The following is a 19,960-nucleotide window of genomic DNA, read 5'->3' as shown; positions in this document are numbered from 1 at the left end:
TTTGATTAACGCGCGACCAAGAAAAGCGTTAGAGTATATTTCTCCGTTGGAATATCTGGCGGGCAGGCGTGTGTCACTTATGATGGCAATCTAGGATCGAGCCCTCCGTAAATAACAGCCGGTGCGTCACATCGCCAGCACTTTTGGTATCAGCACGCACACAGTGTACAAGTGGCTTGTTCGCTACCGAGAGGCAGGTTTAGCTGGTATTGAATAGGTGCAATCTGTGCAGCGCTACGAGTACCCCAAGCCGGGTGACATGCTGCATATGGACATCAAGAAGCTGCCGCGCTTCGACCGACCTACACGCCCAGAACGAACGGCAAGGCCGAGCGCTTTATACAAACGATGATCCGGGAGTGGGCGTACGCTGTGCCTTACGCAAACGACATTTCAAGGACTTGGGCGTTGACGGATTGGATTAATCACTACAACAAACAACGCCTTCATGGCTGTATCGGAAATCTACCGCCGGTGTCTCGAATACCGAAACTGCGTGAACAACGTGTTTAGCATTCACACTTAGATTCTACATCCCGGGTGATAGTTTAAACGATTGTCACCCACCATGTATTTACAACTTAGCCTAATGCATTTGAAAAATGCCTATACAATCACCCGGGACATCACTTAAAAAAAGCCCTGAAAGCACCCCACGGGAACCAGCACTAACAAAAACATATATCTAATGCATTGAAATACTTTATATAATCATCCGGGATGTAAAAGTTTCGCTAAACAGCCAGTATCAAAAAACAACACAGGCGCAGCTTATATTGGACAAAATAAAGGAAGTAATATAGATTATTTATCGAGTATTTCGTATTGGCCTGCCATTCTTCGCCAATAAATCAAAATAAAAGGAGTTTATATATGTTCAAGACAGTTTTAGCCCTAGGCATGACCGCAATCATCAGCCAAACAGCCATGGCTGCCGAAACAGCAGCAAGTGCATCTGCACCAGAAGCCAAAGTTTATATCATTTCACCTGAAAACGGCGCAACCGTCAGCGAAACATTCACCGTACAGTTCGGCCTCAGCGGTATGGGCGTTGCACCCGCGGGTACAGACAAAGCCAATACCGGGCATCATCATCTGATGGTCGACGGGGAGCAAGCTCCCATGGCCGGAAAAGCAATGGGCCAGGAAGTCATGCACTTTGGTGGTGGCCAGACGGAAACCACTATCACCCTAACACCAGGCCAGCACACGTTGCAGCTTATTCTGGGCGACATGGGTCATGCACCACATAATCCTCCGGTCGCATCTGAGGTAATAACCGTAACCGTGGAATAACCTGAAATCTGCCATTTCCCGAGCGGGCCTGGAAGGTCCGCTCTTTTTTTGCATGACAAAACCGTACCTGCGATCAAAGCGCCACGCCTCTCAGTAAGCGGCAATACTGCTGACACTTCACGTCTACGTCGCAGTCTGGCGTCATTGAAAAGTAAAATTTTTTATGGAAAAATATCGAACAAATTGCCACCCAACGGCCTCCTTATATTAATCTCCTGCATATACTTCAAAAAATATTAATATAAGCAGACGATTCTAACAATCAAGCCTGCGGAAGCCATTCGGTAATTTTAAAAACATGCCTGGTACGAAATTTGAACTTACAGGAATGAAAATACTTTCATCAATCATGGAGGAATCATGAAAAAAGCACTTACTATTTTTTGCCTCGCCAGCGTTGCACTCAACGCCAATGCCGGTGTTCAAGAAAAAAAAGCCCTGCGTGCTGCTGAGCAAAACATTGCAACAGCTATTACCGATCTGAAATCAGCATGTGGCAATCCTCAGCTGGAAGCGAGTATTGCCTGGGATGCAGTAGATGAAATGGCCACAAAAAATGCCGACATCATCCAGGAAAAAGGCATTCGACCGGCATGGATCTACACTCAACTAAGCGATCGTACCGTTGCCACAGCCGAAGCACTGTCCACCATCTGCAAAGACGACGCCGATTACAAAGAAGCAATAGCCGAAATGACTCATATCGTGGTTGAACCCAAGGAAAAATACGACGATTATAAGTCCGAATTTTCACTGGACGGCACGACTTTGACAATCACTAACGGCTGGTACATGACACGCTCCGCAAGTGATTTCAGAACACGCCTACTGGATCTCTACTGATCCGACACACCAGTAAACACTGAACCGGCCTGTATCGTTACACGCCGGTTTGATACCACAAAAAGCTGCCATTGAAAGGCAACCTGTCTCGACAAGGTTGATACGCGCCTTGGCACTTTAAACAGAGATATCACCTCGCTCCCGCTTTGGCTCTGAACTCATAACCTGCCATTTGTTTTTGCACCAGCAGCATGGATAGTAAAACAGAAAGCCCGAAAAATATAATACCAACGTGGACCGAAACACTTGCAATAACGCCCAGCTTTATAGTGGAAACAATAATAGATATTACAAATACATCCGCCATGGACCACTTACCGATAATAGCAAGACGCTTTACCATAAGGGCTTTCTTTTCTTTATCAGGTTCTTTATTTTTTATTAACCGGACTATTAAATAAAGTTTTACGGCTGGTATGGCAATACTGAATATAAATAAAATTAAAAATATAAAAATCTCACCTTCTCGAAAGAGGTGTACAACTGCACTGATTAGAGAAAACTCATCGCTGAATACGATCAGTTTGTGAAAAGTGAACATGGGAAGACTAATCCCTGCGATGAATAGCACACAAGCTACTACCCAGATGATCTCCTCTGAAATAAAGCACTTCACCCTACTCATTATCAGCCTTTAAAATTTTGTAATGATGGAAATCAGCTTAAAGGTTATCATCAGTAAAGTCTGCAGCCTCAACACACCCTGCCATGCCCGATGTGGCGCAGCCATAGAGCGACATGCAGATCTACAAAAATCACCACCTAAAGCATTATTTTGTCACACTATTCATTTTGTTACTGTGTTCAATTACATATTAATAACAGTTATAAGGCAAAAAACTGCTGCCGATTGCTGGTTGACTGGAGTATCCATGTCCATACTGTACAAATTGTTCAATATTTCCCTGCCGATCATCCAGGCACCCATGGCGGGTGTTCAGGGCTGGGAACTGGCAGCTGCGACGTCTGCCGCTGGCGGGCTGGGATCACTCCCCTGCGCCATGCTGACACCGGAAGGTGTACGTGAAGCGGTACTGAAGATTCGTGAACATACTTTGAAACCGATCAACCTCAATTTCTTCAGTCACGTTCAGCCTCAGCCGGATGAATCACGCCAAAAGGCTTGGCTGGAGAAGTTCCGACCCTACTATGAAGAACTGGGTATCGGCATGCCGGAAAACATCGGTGGTGCCGGGCGGCAGCCGTTTAATGAGGCAATGGCAGAGGTTGTGTGTGAGTTGAAACCGGAGGTCGTCAGCTTCCACTTCGGTTTGCCCGAGTCTTCACTACTGCAGAAGGTACGTGACACCGGAGCCAAGGTACTCTCGTCCGCAACGACAGTTGAAGAAGCACGCTGGCTGGATGCACGCGGAGTCGATGCCATCATCGCTCAAGGTATTGAAGCCGGTGGACATCGCGGCATGTTCCTGAGTGAAGACATCAGCACTCAGACAGGTACTTTCGAGTTGCTGTCGCAGATCATGAACGCTGTAACGGTACCCGTCATTGCAGCCGGAGGTATCGCCGATGCCAAAGGCGTTAATGCTGCAATGCTGCTGGGCGCTGCCGGTGTGCAGGTCGGGACCGCATTTCTGCTGTGCCACGAGACCAACACATCAGCGGTACACCGTGCCGCATTGCAAAGCGAAGCCGCCCACACAACCGCGCTGACCAATATTTTCAGTGGCCGACCGGCGCGCGGGATCGTCAACAGGATGATCCATGAACTGGGCCCGATCAACCCCCAGGCACCCTGCTTTCCGTTTGCAACGGCAGCATCTGCGCCGTTACGGGCCCACGCCGAACGCATGGGCAGTGCAGACTTCACACCCTTGTGGGCCGGGCAGAATACCCGGGGCTGTCGCGAAGTGCCCGCCGCCGAGTTGATTGCGATGCTCTCCCGCGGTTTACTGATATAACCGTTCAGCCCTTGAGGTGGATGCCGCGCTCGTCCTGACTGATACGACCGGCCTTCATCAACTGCCCAATCGCCATCTTGTAGGCCTTCTTGCTGACACCGAAGGTCTCAGAGATGGCCGCGGGGTCGCTCTTGTCACCCAGCGGACAGAATCCATTACGGGTCTCAAGATATTTCAGCACTTGCTGCGCCAGCGGGTCGATACGGGCATAGCCGGGTTTTTCCAGCATGACATCAACCTTGCCGTCTTCTTCACGCACCTGTTTGATAAAGCCGGGCATACGCTGACCAGAACGGACGGGGCGATGTATATCCTGCGTGTGCAGCAACCCCATGGCACGGTTGTCGATAATCACCTGGTAACCGATATCCGTCGGACGCACGACCAGCAATTCAATCAGCTGCCCCTGGGGGTAGTCCTCACCGCTTTCCAGATGTTTTTCCAGCTTGGCGGTCGCTGCAATACGGTCGGTATTGTCGAGATACAGGAACACGGTGACATAATCACCGACGGTCAGCGGCTTGAGCTGTTCGTTAAATGGCAGGAACAGATCCTTGGGCAGCCCCCAATCCAGGAAAGCACCAATCTGGTTCACATCCACGACTTTCAGACTGGCAAACTGACCAACCTGAGCACGCGGCCGCCGAGTGGTGGCAATCGGCATGTCGTTGGAATCCAGATACACAAACACCTGAAGGCTATCGCCCAAACGAGTCCCTTCCGGCACTTCGGATTTAGGCAGCAGAATACCGCCATCACGCCCGCCTTCCAGATAAACGCCGAACTCGACTTCGCGAATAACTTTCAGCTTGTTGAACTGCCCCGTCTCGGCCATGTACCACCCCGTTGTTACGCTGCAAATCCACTACACCGGACAATACCGCCGCTGCAGTGACAATAAAAAGGCACCCCTCGGGGTGCTGTGCGGAGTATACCTGAGTTTACGGCCGAGAATGCAGCACAACGCCGCCGTGTTAATCGCAGGAATCAAACTGGCAAATGGCATGGCCACCGGACTGCTTCGCTTTGTACATCGCCTGATCGGCGCGGTGCAGTATTTTTTCCTGACTCAGCGTACACCCAAGAAAAAACGCCACCCCAATACTGGGCGAACACTGGTATGTGATTGATTTCGGCATATGCCCTTCCTGCTGTAGTGTGAGGGCATAAGGTCTGGCAAGGGTGTCACGAATAGACTCAGCCACCGCCTTGGCCTTACTTTGTGCGCGTGACAAGTCCGGGTCCAGGTTATCCAGCACCACGATAAACTCATCACCACCCAGGCGTGCCACCAGATCCATACATCGAACGCTGCCAACAAGTCGTTCGGCAACCTCAACCAGCAGCAGATCTCCCACCGAGTGCCCATATACATCATTCAACGGCTTGAACTTATCAAGATCCAGCAGCATGAGCGCAGCATAGCTCCCTGAAGCCTGGCTATCGGCCATCGCTTCGACCAACCGATCACTCAGCATCCGTCGATTAGGCAATTGCGTTAGAGGATCATAAAACGCCAGCTGACGAATAGTGCTTTCAGCATGGGTCTTTTCAATGGCGATGCTGGCCAAACGAGCGATGTGTTCGATCAGTTCGATCTCGCTATCGCTCGGCGTCTCAGGTGTACGGTGGTAAATGGCAAAGGTGCCCAGAAGGGAGGCTGTACTTGAATGAACAGGCTGAGACCAGCAGGACGCCAAACCTGCGCGGGCAGCCAAGTCTTTAAACTCAGCCCAATACGGGTGCGTCGCAATATTTTCGACAATAACACGTTCCCCGGTAAATGCAGCCGTACCACAGGAGCCAACGCCGAAATTGATCGGCACGCCGTTCACAGCCTCTGTGTAAAAATCGGGCAAACTCGGCGCAACGCCATCGACAAGCGATCGACCTTCACTGTCTGCCAGCAAAATGCTGCACAGCATATTCGGATGCAATGACTCCACACCTTGTACAATCGCCTGCAGCGTTAGTTCCAGACTGGAGCCTCCTGCCAGCATTTCGAGAATCCGGCTGCGAAAACACTCAAAGTCTTCTGCTTGCTTGCGCTGAGAGATATCAATGATGATGCCAAGCATACCACCGCCCAAGCCTTCACCCAGCTCGAAGGTTCTGCGCTGATACAGCACCGTTTTGGGTGGCCCGGATGCAAAGGCAAGCTCGATTTCTTCTCGGGTTTCTCCCCTCTGCTGCAGCAATGCCTGATCCGCGCGCTGGAATTCGAGACGCGTCGCTTCAGGCAGGTATGACAAATCAAGTACTGTTTTACCGATAAAATCCTCGCGCGATATACCAAAGGCTTCTTCGTAGGCCTTATTGCAGGCGATAAAGACCGCATCGTTATCCTTAACGAAAGTAGGATTGGGTAATGCATCGATAATGGCGGAAAACAGCCTGACCTGCTGTTTGAGTTCGCACTCGCTGTTTGCCAGGGTTTGCAGCAGCTGCTCAATATTGAGGCCGGCGCTCAGCCCCATATGCGGAACGTTCCCGGCAGAAAAATCATCCATAATCATGAGCCAAGTAAACTAGAGACCGATAGACACGCTAACAGCGCATTGCCCTGATATTAGCCAACATGTACGGGACTCTCAAACTCTCATTGCCTATGAAGACAGAATTCCTAAGCGGGGGCGATTACCCCCGCCCATTACAACGATTGATCAGAACGCCTGCTCAAGGATATAACGGCTCACTTCAAGATCCAGATCACCGGTTTCCGATAGTGCCACCATGCCGTGAGACTCCAACGCATTCACCACCGTATCGATCTGTTCGAAAGCAACGCCGTAGTCGGACAAGCGTGTTTTCACGCCCAGTGATTCGAAAAACGCCCGCGTTTTGCTGATCGCCAGATCAATACGCGCATCCTCACTGCCTTCAGTGATATTCCATACCCGCTCGGCATACTGCAACAATTTGGCACCCTTTTGCGCCTTGCGTGCCTGCCACAGGGATGGCAATACCACTGCCAACGTCTGCGCATGGTCGATACCGAAGATCGCCGTCAGCTCATGGCCGATCATATGTGTGCTCCAGTCTTGCGGCACACCTACGCCAATAAAGCCGTTCAGGGCGCATGTTGCACTCCACACGAGATTGGCCCGCGCGGCATAATCATCCGGTGTCGCCAGAGTTTTCGGCCCGACTTCGATCAGCGCCTTGAGAATGCCTTCTGCAGTACGATCCTGAACTTCGGCACCGACAGGATACGTCGCATACTGCTCCAATACGTGAACGAAGGCATCTACAACACCGTTGGCAACCTGGACGGCAGGTAGCGAGTAAGTCAATGTGGGGTCCAGCATCGAAAATGTCGGGAATAGACGCGGACTCATCACCGGGAATTTACCGCCCTGATGGGTTACCACTGCACCCATATTCATTTCGGAACCGGTCGCCGGCAGGGTTGCGACGGTGGCCAGCGGCAATGCCTGCTCAATCGGCAGCGGGTTAAAGCCGTGACCGAGCAGCTCGACTTCATCGCCCTTGTACAGCGCCGCTGCCGCGACAAATTTGGTGCCATCCATAACCGAGCCGCCACCAACCGCCAGCAGGAAGTCAATATTGTCGGCACGCACGCGATCAACGGCCCGCATCAGCGTTTCAAAACGGGGGTTGGGTTCAATACCGGAAAATTCCGTGATATGACGCTCACCCAGACCCGCCAACACCTTGTCCAGTGTGCCGTACTTTTTCACACTGCCGCCGCCGTAAAGGACCATCACCCGCGCATCCTGAGGCACCAGATTATCCAGCTCGGCCAAACGGTCCGGGCCAAAAACAATGTGGGTAGGGTTGTGGTAATCGAAGGCTTGCATCTCGTTCTCCCGTTGGTTCAACTGAGTGATAATTTTACGCACCTGAGCGCAGCCGTAAATGTGCTTTACTGCTACAATCATGCCTAAAACTATCAATCACGATAGAAAGGAACAGGCAATGACCGAACTGGCACAAGCTCTGGCCCCGCTGGCCCTGAATGAAGGCTACAACCCAACCCGCTTACCCGGCGTCGGTGTATACAAAACCAGTCAGGCACTGCCGCGGGAGCCGATGTGCTACCAACAGGGCATCATCATCGTTGCGCAGGGAGCCAAGCGGGTCTACCTGGATGAGCATGTCTACGACTACAACCCGAATCAGTACCTGGTAATGACCCTGCCTGTTCCTGCCGAGTGCGAAACACGGGTCACTGACGGGGAACCGTTGTTGGCCATGATCATCGATATCAATATGGATTTGCTGCAGCCGCTGGTGCGCCTGTTTGATGAGCATCATCGGATACCAGCGGAAGTGGATCGCATCGCCAACCATCGCAGCCTGTACGTCGGCCGGGTCACTGAGGGGTTTGAATGTTCCGTGTTGAAGCTATGCCAGTGCCTTGAGTCGCCACTGAGCGCAGCGGCGCTGGGTGAAGGCCTGATACGCGAAATCCTGTACCTGATTCTGGGCAGCGCACAGGCCACCCCGCTGTTTGCATTGGCGCGCCACAATACCCACCTTGCGCGGATGGAGCGTGTTTTGAAGCACATTCACGGTCACTATCAGGATGCCTTCGACGTGGAACAACTGGCGGCACTGGCCAACATGAGTACGTCATCGTTTCACCGCAACTTTCGCCAGGCCACCGGATCGTCACCGGTGCAGTACTTGAAGAAATTGCGACTCACTCGCGCACGCGAGCTACTGCAAGACAGCGGCATCAAGGTAAAACAGGCCGCCGCCCAGGTCGGCTACGAGAGCCCGACCCAGTTCAGCCGCGAGTTCAAACGCTATTTCGGCTGTTCGCCCCAAGACAGCAGCGGCATATCACCCGCCGCCTGAGCCGTGTGCTCAACGCTTTTTCTTCGCCCGTTTTTTCTTGAAGTAGTCTTTCACTGGCGTCGGTTTGTCAGGCAACGCCGCGGTAAAACGTTCGCGCATTGTCTCAACCCGACTTTCCTTACGTTCATGCTGGCGCTTGTGTCGGTGCTTGTCACCGGCAGCGGCGAAATCAACCACTTTACCATCAGACATGGCTGGACCTCCTGAAAGGGTGTTGCACCTATCATCGGCAATCACGCTTCAATTGTCGATCCTGAACAACGCCCTCCTGCACACGCAAACTTGAACGGCTCAGCCCTTCTGTTCCGGTACAGCTATCGGGGACGCCATGACGACCAACCGCTGTGTCCCGTCTGCCGTAAGTGTGTCGAACGGGTAACAGGTCACCAATATCAGTCCCTTTGGATACGCCTCGGGGGTAAGCCTGACATGGGCCGAATCCACCACCTGAACCGACTCAATCCGAAAGGTTGAGCGGCTACCGGCATCGGCCAGCGTTAATGTTTGGCCAATCTCGACATCCCGCAAAAAGGCAAAATGCGTGTCACGGTGACCACTGATAATACGGGCCGCTGATGCCAGTGCTTTTGCCTGCATGTTCTCACCGGGGCCAAATGCCAGCACATTACCGCTGTCGCCAGCCAATACAATCTGGTCGATGTTCAGGTCCGGCAGATGAAGGCGCGCAACCGGCCAGTGATCGGCCCAGGGCCATGGCTTGACCGCCTCACCCGTCTGCACAGACTGCTCCCACGCATCGGCAAGTAGCCACTGGGCCAACTGAGCCTTGGCGGGTATCCAGAGCGCCTTACCGGTCAGCAGCAGGCCGATGGCGAATACTGCCACCAGCCCGGCCTTGATCATTCGCTGACTCATGCCTGCAACTCGCTGTCACCAGCCTGTCGACGCAACTGAATCAACAAGCCACCGCCCACCAGCAACAGCACCAACCCCATCATCAGCGTCCACTGATAACCGGTTGCCCCTTGCGCCAGCGCCAGTTGCAGTCCGTGCGGCTTGGCAGTAGGAACCGCCTGTGATGTAAGTGGTTCTGCAGCAGATCGCACCGGTGTTTTATCAACCGCCACCATGCTGGTGTACGGCGTCACCAGATGATGCTTCAACCCCAACTCGACAATCGCGTTACGCATACGTTCCTGTGACTCACCGCGCAGATATGCACGACGCCAGTCCTGAACGGCGCGTTGTGCCCAGTCCATCTCAACACCTGCACTTTCATCCGACGGTTGCACGGTCAGCGTTTCCGACCAGGCCACATCACCGATACGACCGCTTATCTCAACCTGCTGACTGCCTGATTCCAGCTTCATCGCTACGGCCAACGGTTCACCTGCGTACAGATCAGGTATTTGCGTGGGCATCACCGCATGCACATCAGCACCAGCAACCCGGATATGGGTCAACGCCGGTTGTGCCAAACGGTCAAATAGATTTTCCATCACCGTTTGCGCCTCATCAGCCGTGGCAATGTAGGTGAACGTGCCATGCCCTGCCACAGCGGCTTCTTCCATGAAAAAACTGTTGGGCGCGCTTCCGATACCCACCGTGAACAAACGTGTTCCTTGCAACCGGTCATTGATCAGTTTGAACAGCCCACGCTCATCAGACACGCTGCCATCGGTAATAAATATCACCTGACGCAATCGTCGAGAGTCATCATCACGACTCAAGGCCGCTTCCAGCGCAGAGCGCATTTCAGTGCCGCCATCAGCGTCCAGCTGCTCAATAAACTGCAGCGCACGACGCTTGTTAGGCTCACTGGCTGCAACCGCGCGGCGGTGAAGTACGGACGTACTGGAGTTGAACTCGACAATATTGAAAGCATCCCCCGACGACAGCCCGTTGATGCCCGCTTTCAGTGCCTCTCGAGCGGCGATCATTGAGGTACCACCCATGGAACCTGAGGTATCAATCACGAAAATCACCTCACGATTCACGGCACTTGCATCAATGTCCTGAGGCGGCATCAGCATCAGCAACCCATAGTTTTCACCATTTTTATGCTCAGAGAAAAAGGCCGCTCTCGGCTGGGCAGACGCCACCGGCGCCCAATTCAATACAAAGTCCTTGTATTCATCGGACTGATCGATCAGCACACTCAACGCCTGTTGCTCTGTTTCATCACTCGCCTGCTCCAGGCTATGAGACGGACTGCGTAGATAATCCAGTTCAAACCCCGGCTGCAATACGACTTCAATCGCCACTTTGCCTTGCACCGACTGCTCGTCAACGCTGTTGACCATGCGCGTCTCACGCTCACCGGGCAACACTTGCCAGCCGTTCGCCAGGCTGATTTCACCTTTGATCTCACGGCGTGCAGGTTCTGTCATACCGGCATAGCGTGGTGTGATCGCCAGCGGAAAACGCAAAGAGAAGGCACCATCCTGCCAGACCAGTGTTTGCTGATATTCGATTTTGATTGTCACCTTTCCGTTGGGCGGAATATTGGCCACCGAGGTATGAAACAGATTGGGACGGTCCTGCTCTACCAGTGCCGCCTGCTTACCGTCGGTTTTAGCGGCTTCGTAGGTAGCTTTTGCCGCTTCTTTCTCCTTGATCTCACCTTCCACAATGCGATCACCAATGATCATTTGCAGATGATCGACTGCCGCTTCATTGGGCAGCGGAAACAGATACAGTGCCTCGCTCCAACTGTCACTGGGATTGGTAAAGGTTTGAGTCACTTCGGCTCTCAAAATTGGCCCTGTCACGGTCATCTTCACCTGAGTGTCCAGCAACGGCATCTCCGCGACCTGACCGGCTTCATCGCGAGAGACGAGTGACCCGCGAGTAACGTCACCACCCTTGAGCGATTCCGCACTGACCGATGCAACCTGCAGGCAGAGCAACAGCACCGCGCCTAACATCCGTGGCAGCCTGCTGATTTGTGATAACGTAGCCATCTTTACTTCCTCCATCCGATTGATACCGACAGAATCGGCCACTGATTTGAGGAAAGTATGAAGTGAATGTGAAGTGAGCAATGGAATTGTGAGGGCACGCCCCATGCTGGTGCTGATTGTTGAAGATGAACCATCGATTGCAGATACCGTGCAATATGCACTCCAGACCGAACATATCGACACGCATTGGGCCACCACTGGCCAAGCGGCGTTAGCGACACTCGAACAGGCATCGATTGATCTGGTGCTGCTGGATATCGGCCTGCCCGACATGAACGGTTTTGATATCTGCCGCCGTATTCGCCAGACCTCTTCGGTACCGATCATTTTTCTTACTTCACGCCACGAAGAGATCGACCAAGTGCTGGGGTTGGAGCTCGGTGCCGATGACTACATCACAAAGCCGTTCAGCCCCCGCGTACTCACCGCCCGCATTCGCGCCCGCCTGCGCCAGCCCCACTCTCAAACTGTCACCGCCAACGGCTTTAACCATGATGCCGAAAGCTGCAGGATCACCTTGAATAATTCCCTGCTGGATCTCAGCCGCTACGAATACCGCCTGTTATTGTTGCTGATGACGCACCCCGGACGCATCTACTCTCGCGACCAGCTGATGGAACAAGTATGGGAAGAACCGGAACGCAGCTTCGACCGCACTGTTGATACCCATATCAAAACCCTGCGCCAAAAAATCCGTACCGTAGACACCGACTGCGACCCGATCCGCACCCATCGCGGCCTCGGCTACAGCTTCGAGACACCGGCATGAGCCTGCGTGTGCGCTTGCTGGTTGTATTTTTGCTCAGCATTCTTAGCGGACTGGGCAGCGTCGTGTATTGGGTACTGGATGAGCTGGAACCCCGCTATCAGGAAGCACAGGAAGATATTCTGGTCGACTTCAGTGAATTTGCCGCCACCTGGATTGGTGAGCAAGCCGTGCAGGTCGATGCCAACGGCAATGTCCAGATCGACACCGGATTGCTGGCAAAAACCTTTTCCACCATCAAGACACGCCCACTGAATGCCCGTATTTACGACCTGGTGAAAACCGATGTTGATATCCGCCTGTACGTAACAGATGCCGGCGGTACCGTCATCTTCGACTCTGAAGGGCAGCAAGACCTGGGCAAGGATTACTCACAATGGCGTGATGTCTACCTGACCTTACGGGGCCAATACGGTGCCAGAAGCTCCGATGATGACATGGGTGACCCCACCAGCGAGCGGCTCTACATCGCCAGCCCGCTGCTCCATCAAGGGGACATCATCGGCGTGGTCGCCATCGGCAAACCAACCCGCAACATCAACCGCTTTATCGCTCACCTGAGCACCAACCTGGTATACACCTCGGTGGCTATCGCACTGGCCACCCTGCTGGTCGGCCTGCTGATAACCTTCTGGATCACACGACCCATGCACCGGCTGGAAGCCTACGCACTGGGTGTTTCTCAAGGCAAACGCGTGGCTTTGCCGCCGCTGGGCAACAATGAAGTGGGTCGCGTGGGCGATGCGCTGGAGAGCATGCGCGTGGCGCTGGAAGGCAAGTCATACGTGGCCGATTACGTGCAGAGTCTGACCCATGAACTCAAATCCCCCATAGCCGGGATTCGAGGTGCGGCCGAACTGCTGCAAGAGCCCATGACGGACGAGCAGCGTAACCGCTTTCTAAACAACATCATCGAACAGGGTTCCAGAATGCAGTCCCTGATCGAACGACTGCTGGATCTGGCCGCCATTGAATACCAGAACACCCTGAACGATGCGCGCTATTTCGCGGCGACCGATCTGATGGATAATGTCTGTTGCGGCCTTGAATACTACGCTCGGCAGCATCAGGTCATGCTGGACAAACAATGCGAGGAAGGACTCAATATTTACGGCGACTTCGCCCTGCTGAGCGATGCACTAGGCAACCTGGTCAAAAATGCCATCGAGTTCGCGCCAGCCAATAGCAGCGTTATTATTCGCGCCGAGCAAACGGATGAAAGCATCGGCATTGAAGTACTGGACAGCGGCCCCGGCGTACCCGCCTTTGCCGAAGAAAAACTGACCCAGCGCTTCTACTGCCTGCCCAAACCTGATGGCACCAAAGGCAGCGGCCTGGGCCTCAGCTTTGTTCATGAGATCATGCAACTACACGGTGGCGAACTAAGCTACCGCCGGCAGACCGAGGTTGAGCCTAATGTGACGGAGTTCCGACTTGGGCTGCCGAGTGAGTACCAGAGCGAACAACGTGATATTCGTTCGTAACCGGAACGATTTGACCGCCATTAATAGGCACGCACACTGACCATATACTCCTTGCGCACAGAGGCCTTGGATCTGAATGCTCCAGCCAGCTGCGATGATGACAGGGTAATACACTGGGTATGGAGATCCGTTTCGATGAGGTTTCGCTTGTCCATGCTGCAGTCCACTGGTCAACCACTTTAGCGACCCAGTCTACCGAAACAGGCCTGAATTGCCCGCAAACACATACGCCCGCAAACCATACAAAAACACCCGCTCAAGCATCGCTCAGGCGGGTGTTTTCAGTAGAACAAGCAGGATGCCACTAACGTAACATCCCGTTTTGTTCAGAGGCTCAGGCTTTCTCTTCGTTCGCCAGGAAGAACCAGGTATCCAGAACTGAATCAGGGTTCAGGGATACGCTGTTAATCCCCTGCTCCATCAACCAGCGCGCCAGATCCGGGTGGTCAGACGGGCCCTGGCCGCAGATGCCGACATACTTGCCCTGTTTGCGGCACGCTTCAATCGCCATGCCCAGCAGACGCTTGACGGCTTCGTTCCGCTCATCGAACAGGTGAGCAATAATGCCGGAGTCGCGGTCCAAGCCGAGCGTCAGCTGGGTCAGGTCGTTGGAGCCGATGGAGAAACCATCGAAGTATTCCAGGAACTGATCCGCCAGCAGAGCGTTGGACGGGATTTCGCACATCATGATCAGGCGCAGGCCGTTTTCGCCGCGCTTGAGGCCGTTGTCTTCCAGCAACTCGACAACCTGCTTGGCTTCGCCCGGTGTACGCACGAATGGCAGCATGATCTCGACATTGGTCAGCTTCATCTCGTCACGCACACGCTTGAGGGCACGGCATTCCAGTTCGAAGCAATCACGGAAGTTGTCAGAGATGTAACGCGCCGCACCACGGAAGCCAAGCATCGGGTTTTCTTCACTCGGCTCGTAGCGGTCACCGCCGATCAGGTGTCCGTACTCATTCGACTTGAAGTCGGACATGCGCACGATCACTTTCTTCGGATAGAACGCCGCTGCCAGCGTGGAGATGCCTTCCACCAGCTTGTCGACATAAAAGTCGACCGGTGATGCGTAGCCACCAATACGGCGCTCGATGATCTGCTTCACGTCACGTGGCTGCTCATCAAAGTTGAGCAGTGCCTTCGGGTGTACGCCGATCATGCGGTTGATGATGAATTCCAGACGCGCCAAGCCAACACCGGCGTTGGGCAGAGACTGGAAATCAAAGGCGCGGTCCGGATTGCCCACGTTCATCATGATATCGAACGACAGGTTGGGCATGGACTCGACGCTGTTGCTCTGGTGCTCGAATGCCAGCTTGCCTTCGTAAGCACGGCCCGTATCACCTTCGGCACAGGAAACGGTCACCACCTGGCCTTCGTTCAGTTTTTCAGTAGCGTCGCCACAGCCCACAATCGCCGGGATGCCCATTTCACGGGCGATGATCGCCGCGTGACAGGTACGGCCACCTCGGTTGGTGACAATGGCAGAGGCACGCTTCATCACCGGCTCCCAGTCGGGGTCGGTCATGTCGGTGACCAGTACGTCGCCCGGCTGCACTTCATGCATCTGATCCAATCCGCTGACCACACGCACAGGGCCGGAGCCGATGCGGTGACCGATGGAACGGCCTTCAACCAGCACCTTGCCTTTTTCTTTCAGCAGGTAGCGTTCAATGACGGTGCCCTTGTTCTGGCTCTGTACGGTTTCAGGACGCGCCTGCACCACATACAGTTTGCCGTCGTCACCGTCTTTGGCCCACTCGATATCCATCGGGCGGCCATAATGTTTTTCGATGATTACGGCGATACGCGCCAGCTCTTCGACATCAGCATCATTGATGGAGAACTGGTTACGATCGGCCTTGGGTACATCGATGGTCTCAACCGCTTTGCCAGCACTGCCGTCTTCGGTGTACACCATCTTGATCGCCTTGGAGCCGAGCGTACGGCGCAAAATTGCAGGCGCGCCCTGGGCCAGAGTCGGTTTATAGACGTAGAATTCATCAGGGTTTACTGAACCCTGCACCACGGTTTCACCCAAGCCATACGCGGAAGTGATGAAGACCACATGATTAAAGCCGGATTCGGTATCCATGGTGAACATGACGCCGGACGCACCGGTTTCAGAGCGCACCATACGCTGAATGCCTGCCGACAGGGCCACATCCGCATGAGCGAAGCCCTTGTGTACACGGTAGGAAATGGCACGGTCGTTATACAGGGAGGCGAACACTTCCTTGATGGCGTGCTTGACGTTATCCAGGCCACGAATGTTAAGGAAGGTTTCCTGCTGACCGGCAAAAGACGCATCCGGCAAGTCTTCAGCTGTTGCAGAGGACCGCACGGCAACGGAAACTTCATCGCCATTGGTCATCTCGGCCCAAGCTTCATTGATCGCCTGGTCCAATGCCGGCTGGAACTCGGCGTCCATGATCCATTGGCGGATTTGACCACCGGTTTCGAGCAAGGCACGGGTATCATCCGCATCCAGCTTGTCCAGTGCTTCGTTAATGCGATCGGCCAGACCGCTTTGTGCCAGAAAATCGCGATAGGCCTGCGCGGTGGTGGCGAAACCACCCGGCACACGCACACCTGCGTCACTGAGCTGGTGGATCATCTCACCCAGAGATGCGTTTTTTCCACCTACTTTGTCGACATCTCCCATGCCCGCCTGTTCAAGGCGCAATACGTAATCCTGCAAAGCCAATTCTCCTGAGTCTGAGCCGTTTGACGTAAGGATCATTATTATTATTTTCACCGAAGCCGTGATAATACTGCAGAAGAATCAAAAAATCTTGGCTTCGACGAAATGTAATTTAACTACACGAACATGGGCGTTATTTTCTGCTAAAGTAGCGCATCGTGCTCAGGGGAAATCCCGCAACATTGTCGACAATCAGGACAGTTACATGAAAAGAACCGCCTTCTTCATTTCCGATGGTACCGGCATTACTGCCGAAACTTTGGGCCACAGCCTGCTCTCGCAGTTTGAGGCAATCCGGTTTGAAAAGATCACCCTGCCCTATGTCGACACGATTGAAAAGGCGCAAGCCGTGGTGGAGCGCATCAACCGCCAGGCGGAAGAGGACGGCAAACAGCCGATCGTTCTGGACACCATCGTTAACGACGAAATCCGCGACCTGCTGGCCAGCTGCAACGGCTTCAAGATCGATGTATTTTCAACCTTTCTCAAGCCGCTGGAGTCCGAGCTGGAGACCCACTCGTCCTACTCGGTCGGCAAATCCCACGCCATCAACGAGATGGAGCGCTACAAGGACCGGATCGATTCGGTCAACTTCGCGCTCGACAACGACGATGGCGCACGCACCCGCCAATACAGCCAGGCCGACATTATCCTGGTTGGCGTATCCCGCTGCGGCAAGACGCCCACCTGCCTCTATATGGCGCTGCAGTTCGGTATTCGTGCCGCCAACTACCCGCTCACAGAAGAAGATATGGAGGCCAGCCGTCTACCGGAATGCCTGCAGGAACACCGCCACAAGCTGTATGGCCTGACCATCGACCCTTTTCAGCTGGCCGCCATCCGTCACGAGCGCCGAGCCAACAGCCGCTACGCCTCACTGGATCAATGTGACTTCGAGATACGTACGGTGGAACGGCTGCTCAAGAAAGAGAACATCAACAGCATCAATACCACCAACTTTTCCATTGAGGAAATTGCGACCCGCATCATCAATGAATCAGGTCTCAAGCGTCGACTCAGCTGATCAGCGGGAAGGTTCGAAGATCGACAGATCAAGCTCCGCAGGCTGCCCCAGCCAATAGGCGTAATCGGTATGGTCCTTGTAGTTGTCACCGGTTACGCCATGCACCAGCACATCCAGGTCGCCCCTCTGCTGGTCCAGCCACGGAATGAACGCATCGAAATCACGGTGACTGAAACTCACCTGCACACTCCAGCGCAGGTGTGGTCCCACAGGTTTTTCGTGAATACGCCCAACCGATAACCCGAAGTCAGCTGCAATCGCCGCACAGAGCACGGTGACGCGTTCAACACTGTTCTGGTCGAAATAAATATGGGCATGATAGGCCTTATGGCAATTAACCGGATAACGGCCGGGGTGTTCAAGGGTCATTGTCGCTCTCGTTTACCGCATGTTGAATTCCGAGTGTACTCGGCGACTGTGGGAGATCACAAATCCCGCCGCGCCATCTGTGCCAGCCTGAGGTTTTCTCATAGAATAGCAGTCTGTTTTCATTCAACTAGATGTATGGAGCTTCAACATGCCGAAAGCGGCTGATGTCAAACGTGGCAACCTGGTCGAAATCAACGGCCAGTATATGCTGGTCCAGCAGATCGATGTCTCCAGCCCGACTGCACGCGGTGCCAAGACCCTGTACCGCATGCGCTTCAACAAGCTGCCCGGTGGCGGTAAATACGAAGAAGCCTTTACCGGCGACGAAATGCTGAAGGATGCCGCACTGGAGCGCCGCAAAGTGTCTTATCTGTATAAGGAAGGCGATCTTTATACGTTCATGGACAGCGAAGACTACGCACAGTACATGCTCAACAGCGATGCGATTGAAGCCCAATTACCTTACCTGATGGATGGTATGGACGGCATCATGGCACTGCTGGTGGAAGGTGAGATCTTGAGCATCGAACTGCCCTCCACCATCGTGATGGAAATCATTGAAACCGTGCCGGGCATGAAAGCAGCCAGCGCCACCGGCCGTACCAAACCAGCCAAATTTGCTACCGGTCTGGAACTACAGGTACCCGAGTACCTGGAAGCAGGTGAAAAAGTAAAGATCAACACCGAGACGGGCAAGTTCCTGTCACGCGCGTAAGTGTAACGAGCAACCAGCGATACACATTCAGGCACCGCTGGTGCCTGTTTTAAAATAACACGGCCATTCGCCAACCCGACACGCATGCACTCATACCAACACACGTGTTCAAACCGGGGCGGAGTACACGATGACGCAGGAAAATAAAGCTTCATGGACTGAAGGTATCGAGCAGGTCGTCGCCAATGAACTGCAGTTCAAAGCCAAACTGGATATTGGCGAAGACGCCTTCAAATCATTGCGCCTGAAACGCTATTTGCTGGATGCACTCGATGCGGGTAACGGTGCCATCACCGGTGCTGCAATCGCAAAATCTTCATTTGTGGCCAGCAGTTTCTTTGCACCCAGCGGCCTGCTTGGTGTGCTGGGCATAGGCACAGCAGTTACGCCACTCGGCTGGGCCATCGCAGCAGGTGCATTGGGCGCGGGTCTCAGCGTAATCATCGGCAAGAAATTTGTTCGCGGCAACTCCTCCCAAGTCAAAATTATCCCCGATTTCATCAATACACCGCTGGACCTGCTGGCCGTCGGCCTGTTCGACATGATCGCTACGCTGGGCCTCAAGATGGCCAATATTGACGGCCCCATCGATAGCACCGAACGAGCCATTATCGAGCACTACTTTATCGATGAATGGGGCTATGACCGAACGTTCACCACAGCAGGCCTGGATAATATTACCCACGAGCTGGACCAGCACAGCATTCAAGCTGTCGCCCAAACACTGGCTGACTACAAAAAGAAAAACCCCGACTGTAATTACAAATCCATGAGCGCCGAAATTCTCCGTTTTCTCGATCGGGTCATGGCTGCAAACGGCGTCGTCGACGAACGGGAGCAACTCGCCCTTAATCAGATCAAGGACATTTTTGATGAAGCCAACGCCTTCAAGCTAGGAGCACGCATTGGAGCCGTTACCCACTCACTGGCTGATGGTGGAAAACGTAGTGTGAGCTTGGCCGGACGCAGCGTTAAAGGCGTCGGCAGTACAGTCGCTAGCGCATTCGGTAATTTAAAAACAGGCAAAAAAAAGCCCGGCAAAAACCGGGCAAAAGACTAGAGAGGGATACAACAATCCTTACAAGAACA

General features: G+C 53.6%; 19 protein-coding genes and 1 pseudogene. 11 read left to right on the top strand and 9 right to left on the bottom strand.

Annotated elements, in window-relative coordinates; genetic code table 11:
• The first annotated feature begins 121 nt into the window (after positions 1-121).
• The 4 genes and pseudogenes from CLV44_RS17715 (at position 122) to CLV44_RS05940 (ending at position 2,139) form a co-directional block, all read left to right on the top strand.
• Positions 122-217, top strand: coding sequence for a helix-turn-helix domain-containing protein (locus CLV44_RS17715; RefSeq protein WP_425436399.1), 96 nt, complete (start codon positions 122-124; stop codon positions 215-217).
• 86 nt (positions 218-303) lie between these two features.
• A pseudogene (locus tag CLV44_RS17515) lies at positions 304-513 on the top strand (integrase core domain-containing protein); the annotation flags it as partial.
• Positions 514-873: 360 nt separating this feature from the next.
• Complete coding sequence (locus CLV44_RS05945; RefSeq protein WP_106591188.1) at positions 874-1,296, top strand: DUF4399 domain-containing protein; 423 nt, start codon at positions 874-876, stop codon at positions 1,294-1,296.
• Positions 1,297-1,656: 360 nt separating this feature from the next.
• Positions 1,657-2,139: a hypothetical protein gene (locus tag CLV44_RS05940; protein WP_106591187.1), complete on the top strand. Its 483-nt coding sequence runs from the start codon at positions 1,657-1,659 to the stop codon at positions 2,137-2,139.
• Positions 2,140-2,269: 130 nt separating this feature from the next.
• Here CLV44_RS05940 and CLV44_RS05935 read toward each other — a convergent pair whose 3' ends face one another.
• Positions 2,270-2,764, bottom strand: a complete 495-nt coding sequence (locus CLV44_RS05935; RefSeq protein WP_106591186.1) for a paraquat-inducible protein A — start codon at positions 2,762-2,764, stop codon at positions 2,270-2,272.
• A 247-nt stretch (positions 2,765-3,011) separates the two neighbouring features.
• Between CLV44_RS05935 and CLV44_RS05930 the strand changes: the two genes are divergently transcribed.
• Positions 3,012-4,058: an NAD(P)H-dependent flavin oxidoreductase gene (locus CLV44_RS05930; RefSeq protein ID WP_106591185.1), complete on the top strand. Its 1,047-nt coding sequence runs from the start codon at positions 3,012-3,014 to the stop codon at positions 4,056-4,058.
• Positions 4,059-4,062: 4 nt separating this feature from the next.
• On the opposite strand, the gene CLV44_RS05925 is transcribed toward CLV44_RS05930, so the two are convergent.
• The 3 genes from CLV44_RS05925 to CLV44_RS05915 all read right to left on the bottom strand — a co-directional run bounded on the left by CLV44_RS05925 (position 4,063) and on the right by CLV44_RS05915 (position 7,960).
• Positions 4,063-4,893: a CvfB family protein gene (locus CLV44_RS05925; RefSeq protein WP_106591184.1), complete on the bottom strand. Its 831-nt coding sequence runs from the start codon at positions 4,891-4,893 to the stop codon at positions 4,063-4,065.
• 139 nt (positions 4,894-5,032) lie between these two features.
• Positions 5,033-6,535: a diguanylate cyclase domain-containing protein gene (locus tag CLV44_RS05920; RefSeq protein ID WP_211298088.1), complete on the bottom strand. Its 1,503-nt coding sequence runs from the start codon at positions 6,533-6,535 to the stop codon at positions 5,033-5,035.
• Positions 6,536-6,721: 186 nt separating this feature from the next.
• Positions 6,722-7,960 carry an iron-containing alcohol dehydrogenase gene (locus CLV44_RS05915; protein WP_245912615.1) on the bottom strand — a complete coding sequence of 413 codons (1,239 nt, stop codon included), beginning with the start codon at positions 7,958-7,960 and terminating at the stop codon, positions 6,722-6,724.
• A 37-nt stretch (positions 7,961-7,997) separates the two neighbouring features.
• On the opposite strand from CLV44_RS05915, the gene CLV44_RS05910 reads away from it, so the two are divergent.
• The gene (locus CLV44_RS05910; RefSeq protein WP_106591182.1) at positions 7,998-8,882 is read left to right on the top strand and encodes an AraC family transcriptional regulator; all 885 of its coding nucleotides are present in this window, start codon (positions 7,998-8,000) and stop codon (positions 8,880-8,882) included.
• Positions 8,883-8,891: 9 nt separating this feature from the next.
• Here CLV44_RS05910 and CLV44_RS05905 read toward each other — a convergent pair whose 3' ends face one another.
• The 3 genes from CLV44_RS05905 to CLV44_RS05895 all read right to left on the bottom strand — a co-directional run bounded on the left by CLV44_RS05905 (position 8,892) and on the right by CLV44_RS05895 (position 11,806).
• On the bottom strand, positions 8,892-9,074 hold the full coding sequence (locus CLV44_RS05905) for a tRNA (uracil-5-)-methyltransferase (RefSeq protein WP_106591181.1): 183 nt from the start codon (positions 9,072-9,074) through the stop codon (positions 8,892-8,894).
• Between the two features lie 99 nt (positions 9,075-9,173).
• A complete protein-coding gene (locus CLV44_RS05900; protein WP_106591180.1) occupies positions 9,174-9,758 on the bottom strand; it encodes a class GN sortase in 585 nt (194 codons plus the stop codon).
• Positions 9,755-11,806, bottom strand: a complete 2,052-nt coding sequence (locus CLV44_RS05895; RefSeq protein ID WP_170069276.1) for a marine proteobacterial sortase target protein — start codon at positions 11,804-11,806, stop codon at positions 9,755-9,757. The genes CLV44_RS05900 and CLV44_RS05895 overlap by 4 nt, the downstream gene beginning before the upstream one ends.
• A gap of 103 nt (positions 11,807-11,909) precedes the next feature.
• On the opposite strand from CLV44_RS05895, the gene creB reads away from it, so the two are divergent.
• Complete coding sequence (gene creB, locus CLV44_RS05890) at positions 11,910-12,575, top strand: two-component system response regulator CreB (RefSeq protein ID WP_106591178.1); 666 nt, start codon at positions 11,910-11,912, stop codon at positions 12,573-12,575.
• The gene (creC, locus tag CLV44_RS05885; RefSeq protein WP_106591177.1) at positions 12,572-14,056 is read left to right on the top strand and encodes a two-component system sensor histidine kinase CreC; all 1,485 of its coding nucleotides are present in this window, start codon (positions 12,572-12,574) and stop codon (positions 14,054-14,056) included. The genes creB and creC overlap by 4 nt, the downstream gene beginning before the upstream one ends.
• 334 nt (positions 14,057-14,390) lie before the next feature.
• Here creC and ppsA read toward each other — a convergent pair whose 3' ends face one another.
• On the bottom strand, positions 14,391-16,724 hold the full coding sequence (gene ppsA / locus CLV44_RS05880) for a phosphoenolpyruvate synthase (protein ID WP_425436400.1): 2,334 nt from the start codon (positions 16,722-16,724) through the stop codon (positions 14,391-14,393).
• 244 nt (positions 16,725-16,968) lie between these two features.
• Between ppsA and ppsR the strand changes: the two genes are divergently transcribed.
• Positions 16,969-17,787, top strand: a complete 819-nt coding sequence (gene ppsR / locus CLV44_RS05875; protein ID WP_106591175.1) for a posphoenolpyruvate synthetase regulatory kinase/phosphorylase PpsR — start codon at positions 16,969-16,971, stop codon at positions 17,785-17,787.
• Here the strand turns inward: ppsR and CLV44_RS05870 are convergent, their stop codons facing one another.
• Positions 17,788-18,156 (bottom strand): DOPA 4,5-dioxygenase family protein, encoded by a 369-nt coding sequence (locus tag CLV44_RS05870; protein WP_106591174.1) that lies wholly within the window; start codon positions 18,154-18,156, stop codon positions 17,788-17,790. It lies immediately after the preceding gene.
• A gap of 148 nt (positions 18,157-18,304) precedes the next feature.
• On the opposite strand from CLV44_RS05870, the gene efpL reads away from it, so the two are divergent.
• On the top strand, positions 18,305-18,871 hold the full coding sequence (gene efpL / locus CLV44_RS05865) for an elongation factor P-like protein EfpL (protein WP_106591173.1): 567 nt from the start codon (positions 18,305-18,307) through the stop codon (positions 18,869-18,871).
• Positions 18,872-19,001: 130 nt separating this feature from the next.
• Entirely contained in the window at positions 19,002-19,931 is a 930-nt protein-coding gene (locus CLV44_RS05860) for a tellurite resistance TerB family protein (protein ID WP_106591172.1), read from the top strand.
• Positions 19,932-19,960 lie beyond the last annotated feature (29 nt).

This window comes from Marinobacterium halophilum (assembly GCF_003014615.1).
Classification (GTDB): domain Bacteria; phylum Pseudomonadota; class Gammaproteobacteria; order Pseudomonadales; family Balneatricaceae; genus Marinobacterium; species Marinobacterium halophilum.
Note: the sequence above shows the minus strand (reverse complement) of the source record. Positions and strands in the feature narration are given on the sequence as shown.

What these genes read in the sequence shown, in the direction of transcription:
- ppsA (WP_425436400.1), bottom strand. Translation starts at nt 16,724, where the DNA reads ATGGGAGATGTCGACAAAGTAGGTGGAAAAAACGCATCTCTGGGTGAG.
- creC (WP_106591177.1), top strand. Translation starts at nt 12,572, where the DNA reads ATGAGCCTGCGTGTGCGCTTGCTGGTTGTATTTTTGCTCAGCATTCTT.
- CLV44_RS05870 (WP_106591174.1), bottom strand. Translation starts at nt 18,156, where the DNA reads ATGACCCTTGAACACCCCGGCCGTTATCCGGTTAATTGCCATAAGGCC.
- CLV44_RS05900 (WP_106591180.1), bottom strand. Translation starts at nt 9,758, where the DNA reads ATGAGTCAGCGAATGATCAAGGCCGGGCTGGTGGCAGTATTCGCCATC.
- CLV44_RS05925 (WP_106591184.1), bottom strand. Translation starts at nt 4,893, where the DNA reads ATGGCCGAGACGGGGCAGTTCAACAAGCTGAAAGTTATTCGCGAAGTC.
- CLV44_RS05895 (WP_170069276.1), bottom strand. Translation starts at nt 11,806, where the DNA reads ATGGCTACGTTATCACAAATCAGCAGGCTGCCACGGATGTTAGGCGCG.
- CLV44_RS05920 (WP_211298088.1), bottom strand. Translation starts at nt 6,535, where the DNA reads ATGGGGCTGAGCGCCGGCCTCAATATTGAGCAGCTGCTGCAAACCCTG.
- CLV44_RS05930 (WP_106591185.1), top strand. Translation starts at nt 3,012, where the DNA reads ATGTCCATACTGTACAAATTGTTCAATATTTCCCTGCCGATCATCCAG.
- efpL (WP_106591173.1), top strand. Translation starts at nt 18,305, where the DNA reads ATGCCGAAAGCGGCTGATGTCAAACGTGGCAACCTGGTCGAAATCAAC.
- ppsR (WP_106591175.1), top strand. Translation starts at nt 16,969, where the DNA reads ATGAAAAGAACCGCCTTCTTCATTTCCGATGGTACCGGCATTACTGCC.
- CLV44_RS05945 (WP_106591188.1), top strand. Translation starts at nt 874, where the DNA reads ATGTTCAAGACAGTTTTAGCCCTAGGCATGACCGCAATCATCAGCCAA.
- CLV44_RS05905 (WP_106591181.1), bottom strand. Translation starts at nt 9,074, where the DNA reads ATGTCTGATGGTAAAGTGGTTGATTTCGCCGCTGCCGGTGACAAGCAC.
- CLV44_RS05940 (WP_106591187.1), top strand. Translation starts at nt 1,657, where the DNA reads ATGAAAAAAGCACTTACTATTTTTTGCCTCGCCAGCGTTGCACTCAAC.
- creB (WP_106591178.1), top strand. Translation starts at nt 11,910, where the DNA reads ATGCTGGTGCTGATTGTTGAAGATGAACCATCGATTGCAGATACCGTG.
- CLV44_RS05910 (WP_106591182.1), top strand. Translation starts at nt 7,998, where the DNA reads ATGACCGAACTGGCACAAGCTCTGGCCCCGCTGGCCCTGAATGAAGGC.
- CLV44_RS05935 (WP_106591186.1), bottom strand. Translation starts at nt 2,764, where the DNA reads ATGAGTAGGGTGAAGTGCTTTATTTCAGAGGAGATCATCTGGGTAGTA.
- CLV44_RS05860 (WP_106591172.1), top strand. Translation starts at nt 19,002, where the DNA reads ATGACGCAGGAAAATAAAGCTTCATGGACTGAAGGTATCGAGCAGGTC.
- CLV44_RS05915 (WP_245912615.1), bottom strand. Translation starts at nt 7,960, where the DNA reads ATGATTGTAGCAGTAAAGCACATTTACGGCTGCGCTCAGGTGCGTAAA.